Raw genomic sequence first — 9,669 nt, 5'->3', positions numbered from 1 at the left:
GGCCGCTGGCGGACCCTGCGTCACAGCACAGCCAGCCCACGACAAGTCGGCAACATCGTCCGCGCCGCTCTCCACCTCACACATTTCGAATACCGATACCTACCGGATCCTTGTTGAGATCACGTCACTGAAGGCGCCGAGAATTCGGCGACAGATTCGTCACGCCGACGCGTGACGGAGCGAGATTAACGATGCGAGTCAGAAACGTGAACGCCCACAACCGCCGCGTCACCAATTACGGCCGCGCGGCCGCCCAACGGCATCCGGCTGGCCCCAACCTGGCGACCGCTCCGGACGCACCGGTTCGGGAAAACTGGCCGATGGGTGATCGAGCGCTACGCATTTGACGCCCACCATGGACCAGATGGCCGGACGCCGGCGGCCACGCCTCAACCGGTCATTGAGGGAGACTGATACACCGGAGGGGTGCCGTGGGGAGGAGACTGGCCGATGAACGAGGAGACCCGGAACCGGGCGCTGCAGGCGGCGCTCGCCGAGGCCGCCGCCATCAGATCCACGATCGAACGCAAGGCCAACTACAACCAGAACTTGGTCGGGCTGAACCTGACCGCAGTAGCGGCAGTCGCCGGCATTGTTCTCTCCGAAAAGGCGGACGTCCGGCTACTCCTGCTGCTTCCGGTGCTCAGCGCCGCGCTCGGCCTGAGCGTTGCCGCGCAGTACCGCGACGGTCGCATCGCCGGGCAGTACCTCGAACAGGTGTTGCGACCAGCCATCGCCAGGCACACCGGCGACGAAACCCTGTTCGGCTGGGAGACGTATTACCGGCAACGGAAACACAACGGGCATTTAGGCCAGGCCATAGCCATGGGACTCATTTTCCCCGGCGTGTCGACCCTCGCTCTGGCCTTCACACTGCCAAGCATGGACAGTTGGATCGATTTGGCCGCGTGGGCGCTCAGCGCAGGAATGCTGCTCCTACTGATCTTCGGCTGGAGTTCCCGCCTGATCGAGATGATTCGGGTGCGGCGAGGTCGCCGGCAGCCCACTGCGGTCGCGGAGCGGCTCATCCCGGCGGCCGCCCCCGAAGCACCCTGAGCCCGGCCCGGGGTCGGATCAGAACCCGCGGGTCGGTCCGGCGGTGTGGCTGACCTGCACGGTGTGGGTGACGCATCCGCCGCCGGTCAGCCGGTGCAGCAACAGCGCGGTGGGCTCGGCGACCCAGTCGACCAGTTCGTCGTCGCGCATGGTCAGCGCGACCTGTCGCCAGGTGCTCGGCGCTACGGTGAGTACCGTACCGGCGAAGGCGGCGGTCACCGGCCGGTGCAGGTGGCCGGCGGCGACGCGTACCACGTGCGGGTGCCGTCGGAGCACCTCGCCGAGCGCGTCGCCGTCGGCGAGTCGGATCGCGTCCATCGCCGGGATACCGACCTCGACGGGCGGGTGGTGCAGGCAGATGACGGCCGGCAGCTCGGGCCGCGTGGCCAGCACCCGGTCGAGCCAGGCGAGCTGCTCGTCGCCGAGCTGCCCGCCGTCCGTGCCGGGCACGAGGGAGTCGAGCACCACCAGGGTCACCTCCGGGTGATCAACCTGGTAGTACGCGGAGAAGCCGCCACCCAGCCACGGTGTGCCACCGAAGGCGTCCAGCAGTGACTCCCGATCGTCGTGGTTGCCGGTGACGAGGTGCACCGGCAGCGGGAACCGGCCGATCACCTCACGCAGCACGGCGTACTCGTCGGGGCGGCCGTGGTCGGCCAGGTCACCCGTGATCACCACGCAGTCCGGACGCGGATTCAGCGCCAGCACCCGGCCGAGCGCGCGGTGCAGCCCGGCGGCCGGCTCGGCACCGAGCACGCCGGTGGTCAGGTGCGGATCACTGAGGTGGGCGATGAGCATCGGGCCTCCGCTCGTAACGGATTCCCACGCTAGACGGTGTCCAGCGGGGACGTCGTCCACAACCTGTGGATAGCACATGTGTACGAAGGTCGCCCGACCCGGCGCCTGAGTACGCTTGATCAGCGCCCCGGCACCGGCCGGGACCACCCCCGACCTGGAACGACGTGCAAGTGGATCACCAGCGAATCGTCCGTGGCGTCACGGCCCGCCTGCCCCTGGCCTCGACCGTGGCCGAGGTGTGCCAGACGACGGTCGACGCCCTCGCCCGGTTCACGCCCGCGACCATCGCCGTTCTGCTGCACGTGAACGGCCGGCTGCGGTGCGTCGCCGCCACCGGTTCCTGGCAGGTTTTCGCCACCGTCGCACCGGACGCCGGGATCGTCGGCCGGGTGCACACCGCGGGCCGGTCGGCCGTCGTCCCGGACGTCACCGCCGACCCCGACCACATACCGGTACGCCCCGACGTCATCGCCGAGGTGTGCGTACCGGTGCTGGACCCGGCGGGCCGTCCGGTCGGCGTACTCGACCTGCAGTGGACCGACCCGGCCGACCTCACATCGTGGCGGGCCACCGCCGAGCGGGTCGCCGCTCGCCTCGGTGCCCGGATCGTGGCGCTCGGCGGCCCAACCGAGGGTCGCGGCGAGAAGCTGCTGCGGCACGCCGCGGCGATGGCCGCCGCCAGCAGCGAGCGGGAACTGCTCTCCGCCGCGATCCGGGCCGCCCGGGACGTGTCGGCCCTGGCCGCAGCCGTCCTGGTGGTCGGTGGCCGCGGCGACCCGCGACTCGCCACCCCGCCGGTGGCTCCCGGCGAGTTGGAAACCCGGATACGCGCCGAGTTGACCGAGGCGGGGCCGCAGGCGCTGCGGCGGATCGTCGAGCGGGTTCACCGGTACGGCGCCGGTTACACCCTCGGCGAGTCCGGCCATCCGCCCACCGTCGAGCACGAGCCACTGGTCCGGGCCGGCGTACGCACGCTGGTGGCGGTGCCGGTCGGCCCGGCCGGCGACGGCGGGGTGCTGCTGGTCGCCGACGAGCGGCTGCGGCGACCGGATCCCGCCACGGTCAACCTGATGGAGCTGCTCGCCGGCCAGGCGTGGAGCTGCCTGGACCGGCTGCGCACCCTGGACCGGCTCCGCGAACAGGCCAGCTCCGATCCGCTCACCGGGCTGCGGCACACCGGCCCGTTCGGGCAGCGGATCGCGCACGCGACCCCGGGACGCACCGCGCTGCTGGCGATCGACGTGGACGGCTTCAAGCGCGTCAACGACACGTACGGCCATCAGGCGGGTGACCGGGTGCTCATCGGTCTGGCCCGGGCCCTGGAGGGTGCACTGCGCCAGGGAGACGAGCTGTACCGGATCGGCGGCGACGAGTTCGTCGCGGTGATCGAGGTGAGCCGGCCCGATGAGGCCGTCCGGGTCGCCGAACGGCTCGCCGAGGCGGCCCGCCGGATCGGCCGTACGATCAGCGTCGGCGTCGCGCTCCCCCGGCCGGGCGAGTCGCCCGAGCTGACCCTGCGCCGCGCCGACCAGGCGCTCTACGCCGTCAAACGCCAGGGCCGCGACGGCGTCCGCCTCTCCGCCGCCTGACCTCGCCGTCGTTGATCAGGGGGTCAGGTCACGGGGTGAGGTTCTTGGCGAGGAGTTCGGCGACCTGGATGGTGTTGAGGGCGGCGCCCTTGCGGAGGTTGTCGCCGGTGACGAAGAAGGTGAGTGCACGGGGGTCGTCGAGGGTGCGCCGGATCCGGCCGACCCAGGACGGATCCGTGCCGACCGCGTCGATGGGCATCGGGAACTCGCCGGCCGCCGGGTCGTCGACCACGATCACCCCGGGTGCGTTCTGCAACACCGCACGGGCACCGTCGACGTCGATCTCGGTGGCGAAGACGGCGTGCACGGCGACCGAATGTCCGGTCAACACCGGCACCCGTACGCAGGTGGCGGAGACCTTGAGGTCGGGCATCCCGAGAATCTTGCGCGACTCGTCGCGTAGCTTCATCTCCTCGGAGGACCAGCCGTCGTCGGCCAGCGAGCCCGCCCACGGCACCACGTTGAGAGCCAGCGGGGCGGGGAACGGGCCGAGGTCGTCACCGACCGCCTGCCGCACGTCGCCGGTGCGCGCGCCGAGCATCCGGTCGCCGGCCACCTTGGTCAACTGGTCGTGCAGGGTGTCCGCGCCGGCCTGACCCGCTCCGGAGACCGCCTGGTACGAGGCGAGCACCAGCTCACGCAGGCCGTACTCGTAATGCAGCGGGGCCACCGCAATGATCATCGCGAGGGTGGTGCAGTTCGCGCTGGCGACGATGCCGCGCGGGCGCTCCCCCACCTGCTCGGGGTTGATCTCCGGCACCACCAGGGGGACGTCCCGGTCCATCCGGAAGGCAGCCGAGTTGTCCACCACGACCGCGCCCCGGCGCACCGCGATCGGTGCCCAGTGTCGCGCGACCTCGTCCGGGACGTCGAACACGGCGACGTCCACCCCGTCGAGGGCGTCCTCGGTCAACGCCTGGACGACCAGTTCCTCGCCCCGGCACCGCACCTGTCGCCCGACGGAGCGCTCGGAGGCGAGCAGCCGGATCTCGCCCCAAACATTGCGACGCCCGGTGAGCAGCTCACACATCACCGTGCCGACGGCCCCCGTCGCCCCGACCACGGCCAGGGTGGGCAGCCGGGCCACCCGGGCTACCGCCCGGTCCCCGCGTACACCACGGCTTCGCCGTCGCCACCGAGGTCGAACGCCTCGTGGATGGCGCTGACCGCCGCGTCGAGGTCGGAGTCGCGGCAGACCACGGATACCCGGATCTCCGAGGTGGAGATCATTTCGATGTTCACGCCGGCCTGACCCAGCGCGGCGAAGAAACCGGCGGCCACCCCCGGGTGCGACCGCATCCCGGCGCCGATCAGCGAGACCTTGCCGACATGGTCGTCGTAGAGCAGGCCCTTGAAGTTGACCGTCTCCTGGATCTTGCTGAGCGCACTCATCGCGGTGGGGCCGTCGGTCTTCGGCAGGGTGAAGGAGATGTCCGTGCGGCCGGTGCCCTCGGTGGAGACGTTCTGCACGATCATGTCGATGTTGATCTCGGCGCCTGCGGCGGTCTCGAAGATCCGCGCCGCGGCGCCCGGCTCGTCGGGCACCCCGACGATGGTGATCTTGGCCTCGCTGCGGTCGTGAGCCACCCCGGTGATCAGTGCTTGCTCCACAGGAAGGTCCTCCATCGATCCGATGACCATGGTGCCGGTGTTGGTCGAGTATGACGAGCGGACGTGAATCGGCAACTCCGCCCGGCGGGCGTATTCCACGCTGCGCAGGTGCAGCACCTTCGCGCCGCAGGCGGCCAGCTCAAGCATCTCCTCGTAGGTGATCTGCTTGATGTGCCGGGCATTCGGGACGATCCGCGGGTCGGCGGTGAAAATCCCGTCCACGTCGGTGTAGATCTCGCACACGTCCGCTTGGAGCGCGGCGGCCAGCGCCACCGCGGTGGTGTCCGAACCACCACGACCCAGGGTGGTGACGTCCTTGGTGTCCTGCGAGACGCCCTGGAAGCCGGCGACGATGACCACCGCACCCTCGTCCAGCGCGCCCTTGAGCCGCCCCGGGGTGACGTCCATGATCCGCGCCCTGCCGTGCACCGAGGTGGTTATCACGCCCGCCTGCGAACCGGTGAACGAGCGGGCTTCGTACCCCAGGTTGTGGATCGCCATGGCGAGCAGCGCCATGGAGATCCGCTCCCCGGCGGTGAGCAGCATGTCCAGCTCTCGACCGGGCGGCAGCGGGCTGACCTGGTTGGCCAGGTCGAGCAGCTCATCGGTGGTGTCGCCCATCGCCGAGACCACGACCACCACGTCGTCGCCGCCCTTGCGGGCCGCGACGATCCGCTCGGCCACCCGCTTGATCCGCTCGGCGGTGGCGACGGAGGATCCGCCGTATTTCTGCACCACGAGTGCCACGAAGTGCACTCCCTCCCGGTTGCCTGAGCGTGCCGACGCCGCCGGCACCGGGGCCGGCGGCGCGGGTCGGACGACCTCAGGGTATCGGGCCGGTCTGACCGCCGGGTCAGGTGATCCCACGATCCGGCCCGCGAGAAACGGAGCGGCCTGCGACACGCCGGAAACGTCGACGTTTCCCGAGGGGTGTCCGGAGGCGACCCACAACGCCGAGAATGGCCGGGTGTACGACCACCGTCCCGTCCGGCGCCGGCCCGCCTCACCCGCGCCCGCCCTGGCTGTCCCGCTCCTGCTCACCCTGTCCCTCCTGTTCGCCGGCTGCTCCGCCGACCCACCCGCCGAGCCGCCGCCGACATCGAACAGCGCCCCCCGGCCGGGGGGGATGAACGCGGCCCGCGACGAGTTGGCAGCCCTCGCCGCCGCCGCCCAGGACCGGCATCTGGTCGCCCGCTACACGTTGCGGGTCGACGGGGCCACCGATCGCCTGATCACGGTGACCAGCGGCAACGACGGCAGTTGGCGGGTGGACGTGCCGGGCGGTGCGCTCGGCGGTGCGGCGGACATCTCCCTCGCCGCGACGGCCGACGGACTCTTCCAGTGCGCGCTGCCCTCGGCGACCCGGCCGGAGCCGGCGGGTTGCGTACGCCTCGGAGAACGGGACGACACCCTGCCACGCCGCCTCGACCCCCGGGTGCAGCATCCGTTCACCGACTGGCTGGACGTACTGACCGACCGACGTGCCCCGCTGTCCGTCTCACCCGCCGCGGCGCCGCCCGGGGCGACCGGTGCCTGCTACTCGGTGGAAACCACCGCAGCGTCCATCAACCCGCCGCTGGACGTGGGGATCTACTGCTTCGACGCCGACGGCACCCCGACCGCCGTACGCGCCGCGTTCGGCACGCTGACGCTGGCCGCACCGCCGGAACCCGCCCCGGCCACGGTGCAACTGGCCGGGGCGGTGACCGAGGGAGAGCCGCTCGACATGACCGCACCGCCCGTCGAGCCCGGTTCACCGGCCGACGTGCCCGACGATCAGGCGCCACCGGGGGACGGCGACACGCAAACGCCCTGAGAAGGGTCCCGTTACGGGTGTCGTTGCCCACACCTCGGCACCCCGACCGGGTCGGCAAATCGCCCATACAGGATGCTTTGCGGCATGACGGACCTCACCCCGCTGCTTGCCTTCCGCTGGAGCCCGCGGTCCTTCGATCCGGGGGCCGAACTGGCCCGGTCCGAGGCGGCGACGCTGTTGGAGGCGGCCCGGTGGGCGCCCTCGATCGACAACCGGCAACCCTGGCGGTTCGCGCTCGGGCATCGCGACGACGACACCTTCAAACGGATCCTGGTCAACCTGCCCCCCGCCGATCAGCGCTGGGCCGGCCGGGCCAGCATCCTGCTGCTCGCCGCGCACCCCCGGGTCGGTCACCCGTTCGCCACCTACGACCTGGGCCAGGCGGTGGCCCACCTGACCGTGCAGGCCACCGCACTCGGCCTGCACGTACGCCAGGTGACCGACCTGGACCACGCCGGCCTGGCCGCCGACCTCGACCTGCCCGAAAATCTGCAACCGTACGTGGTGATGGCGGTCGGGCAACTGGGCGATCCGCTGAGCCTCCCGGCCGACCTGGTGGCCGACGAAACGGCGTTACGTCACCGCCGACCACTGGACGAACTCGTGCTGAGCTGCGTGGATGTGAAGCAGTGACCGAAGGGTGCGAAATCCGTCTCAAATTTCGGACCTGGCTTTCCGGAACCCATCCCATCACGTAGGGTCACCCTGTCATGTGGCAGGCGTACCTCCTCCTTGGTCGCCGCGACGAGGCCTGACGGCCGGCACCTCGTCGCGGAGTCGAACCGCGCCGCCAGCACCGTCCCGGATCCTTCCGCTCGGCACCACTGCCGAACCACTGCTGACGTCACATGACCACAGGAGAATTCGCCATGGCTCACCCAGCCGGCACCACCGATGTTGAGTCCGATCCCATCGCCCGGCAGCGTCCCAGTGGGATGCCGTTTCGCCGTTATCAGCCGTATCAGCAGCAGTTCCGGATCGACTTGCCGGACCGTGTGTGGCCTACCCGGCAGGTGGAGGTGGCGCCGCGTTGGTGTGCGGTCGACCTGCGTGACGGTAATCAGGCGTTGATCGACCCGATGTCGCCGGAGCGTAAGCGCCGGATGTTCCAGCTGCTGGTGCAGATGGGTTACAAGGAGATCGAGGTCGGTTTCCCGTCGGCCAGTCAAACCGACTACGACTTCGTCCGGCAGCTGATCGAGCAGGACCTGATCCCCGACGATGTGACGATCCAGGTGCTGACGCAGTGCCGGGAGCACCTGATCGACCGGACCTTCGAGTCACTGCGCGGGGCGCATCGGGCGATCGTGCACTTCTACAACTCCACCTCCGCGCTGCAGCGGCGGGTGGTGTTCGGGCTGGACCGCGACGGCATCGCCGACATCGCCACCACCGGCGCCCGGCTCTGCCAGAAGTACGCCGAGATCCACACCCCGGACACCGACATCCACTACGAGTACTCCCCCGAGTCGTACACCGGCACCGAACTGGAGTACGCGTTGGAGGTCTGCGCGAAGGTCATCGAGGTCGTCGACCCGACCCCGGACCGCAAGCTGATCCTCAACCTGCCGGCCACCGTCGAGATGGCCACGCCGAACGTGTACGCCGACTCGATCGAGTGGATGCACCGGCACCTGCCCCGCCGCGACAGCCTGGTCCTCAGCCTGCACCCCCACAACGACCGCGGCACCGGGGTCGCCGCCGCCGAACTCGGGCTGCTGGCCGGCGCGGACCGCATCGAGGGCTGCCTGTTCGGCAACGGCGAGCGCACCGGCAACGTCGACCTGGTGACGCTGGGCCTGAACCTCTTCTCCCAGGGCATCGACCCGATGATCGACTTCTCGAACATCGACGAGATCAGGCGGGCCGTCGAGTACTGCAACCAGTTGCCCGTGCACGAACGCCACCCGTACGCCGGCGACCTGGTCTACACCGCTTTCTCCGGCTCCCACCAGGACGCCATCAACAAGGGCTTCACCGCGCTGGCCGCCGACGCGGCCGCGGCCGGCGTACCCGTCGACGAGCACACCTGGGCGGTGCCCTATCTGCCGATCGACCCGAAGGACCTGGGCCGCAGCTACGAGGCGGTGATCCGGGTCAACTCGCAGTCCGGCAAGGGCGGTGTCGCGTACATCATGAAGACCGAGCACCAGTTCGACCTGCCCCGCCGGCTCCAGATCGAGTTCTCCGGCGTGGTCCAGCAGGTCACCGATCACGACGGTGGCGAGGTCGACCCGGCCACCATGTGGCAGATCTTCGCCCGCCACTACCTGCTCGACCACCAGACCGACCCGGCGATCACCCTGACCGACTACACCATCGGCACCACCGACGGCAAGGTCGACATCACCGCACAGGTCGGTGTCGCGGGCGAGTCCCGGTCCATCACCGCGATCGGCAACGGCCCCATCGACGCGTACGTCAACGCCCTCGCCTCCGCGGGCACGAACGTCCGGGTGCTCGACTACCACGAGCACGCGCTCTCCTCCGGCGGCGACGCCCAGGCCGCCGCATACGTCGAGTGCCAGGTCGGCGACCGCACGGTCTGGGGTGTCGGCGTGGACGCCAACATCGTCACCGCCTCCATCAAGGCCGTCACCAGCGCCATCAACCGCGCTGAGGGGTAAGGAAGGGCACCTTATTAACGCCTCGTGCATAGGAAGGGCCCCTTTTTATTGACGGGTAACTCAAACATCCCGTGATCGTTGAGTGTGTATGGATGTTGCGGTGACCGATGCGAGGCGGCTTTCCCAGCAGGCGCAAGAGGATCTGCGTCGGCGGGCGGTGGCGGCGTGGCAG

General features: G+C 70.1%; 8 protein-coding genes. 5 read left to right on the top strand and 3 right to left on the bottom strand.

The window, feature by feature from the left end:
- The first annotated feature begins 450 nt into the window (after positions 1-450).
- A complete protein-coding gene (locus IEY61_RS30460) occupies positions 451-1,056 on the top strand; it encodes a hypothetical protein (RefSeq protein WP_189050739.1) in 606 nt (201 codons plus the stop codon).
- 18 nt (positions 1,057-1,074) lie between these two features.
- On the opposite strand, the gene IEY61_RS30455 is transcribed toward IEY61_RS30460, so the two are convergent.
- Complete coding sequence (locus IEY61_RS30455) at positions 1,075-1,854, bottom strand: phosphodiesterase (RefSeq protein ID WP_189050737.1); 780 nt, start codon at positions 1,852-1,854, stop codon at positions 1,075-1,077.
- Between the two features lie 170 nt (positions 1,855-2,024).
- Here IEY61_RS30455 and IEY61_RS30450 point away from each other — a divergent pair, with 170 nt between their 5' ends.
- A complete protein-coding gene (locus IEY61_RS30450; protein ID WP_189050735.1) occupies positions 2,025-3,443 on the top strand; it encodes a sensor domain-containing diguanylate cyclase in 1,419 nt (472 codons plus the stop codon).
- Between the two features lie 28 nt (positions 3,444-3,471).
- Here the strand turns inward: IEY61_RS30450 and IEY61_RS30445 are convergent, their stop codons facing one another.
- The gene (locus IEY61_RS30445; protein ID WP_189050726.1) at positions 3,472-4,530 is read right to left on the bottom strand and encodes an aspartate-semialdehyde dehydrogenase; all 1,059 of its coding nucleotides are present in this window, start codon (positions 4,528-4,530) and stop codon (positions 3,472-3,474) included.
- Positions 4,531-4,535: 5 nt separating this feature from the next.
- A complete protein-coding gene (locus IEY61_RS30440) occupies positions 4,536-5,801 on the bottom strand; it encodes an aspartate kinase (RefSeq protein WP_189050718.1) in 1,266 nt (421 codons plus the stop codon).
- A 220-nt stretch (positions 5,802-6,021) separates the two neighbouring features.
- On the opposite strand from IEY61_RS30440, the gene IEY61_RS30435 reads away from it, so the two are divergent.
- The 3 genes from IEY61_RS30435 to leuA all read left to right on the top strand — a co-directional run bounded on the left by IEY61_RS30435 (position 6,022) and on the right by leuA (position 9,497).
- Positions 6,022-6,870 (top strand): hypothetical protein, encoded by an 849-nt coding sequence (locus IEY61_RS30435; RefSeq protein ID WP_229706614.1) that lies wholly within the window; start codon positions 6,022-6,024, stop codon positions 6,868-6,870.
- Between the two features lie 84 nt (positions 6,871-6,954).
- Positions 6,955-7,503, top strand: coding sequence for a nitroreductase family protein (locus tag IEY61_RS30430; protein ID WP_189050716.1), 549 nt, complete (start codon positions 6,955-6,957; stop codon positions 7,501-7,503).
- Between the two features lie 215 nt (positions 7,504-7,718).
- Complete coding sequence (leuA, locus tag IEY61_RS30425; protein ID WP_373293248.1) at positions 7,719-9,497, top strand: 2-isopropylmalate synthase; 1,779 nt, start codon at positions 7,719-7,721, stop codon at positions 9,495-9,497.
- Positions 9,498-9,669 lie beyond the last annotated feature (172 nt).

The sequence above is a fragment of the Micromonospora sonchi genome (assembly GCF_014646235.1).
GTDB classification, from domain to species: Bacteria; Actinomycetota; Actinomycetes; order Mycobacteriales; family Micromonosporaceae; genus Micromonospora; species Micromonospora sonchi.
This window is presented reverse-complemented; position numbering and strand designations above follow the sequence as displayed.

What these genes read in the sequence shown, in the direction of transcription:
- leuA (WP_373293248.1), top strand. Translation starts at nt 7,719, where the DNA reads ATGACCACAGGAGAATTCGCCATGGCTCACCCAGCCGGCACCACCGAT.
- IEY61_RS30430 (WP_189050716.1), top strand. Translation starts at nt 6,955, where the DNA reads ATGACGGACCTCACCCCGCTGCTTGCCTTCCGCTGGAGCCCGCGGTCC.
- IEY61_RS30455 (WP_189050737.1), bottom strand. Translation starts at nt 1,854, where the DNA reads ATGCTCATCGCCCACCTCAGTGATCCGCACCTGACCACCGGCGTGCTC.
- IEY61_RS30460 (WP_189050739.1), top strand. Translation starts at nt 451, where the DNA reads ATGAACGAGGAGACCCGGAACCGGGCGCTGCAGGCGGCGCTCGCCGAG.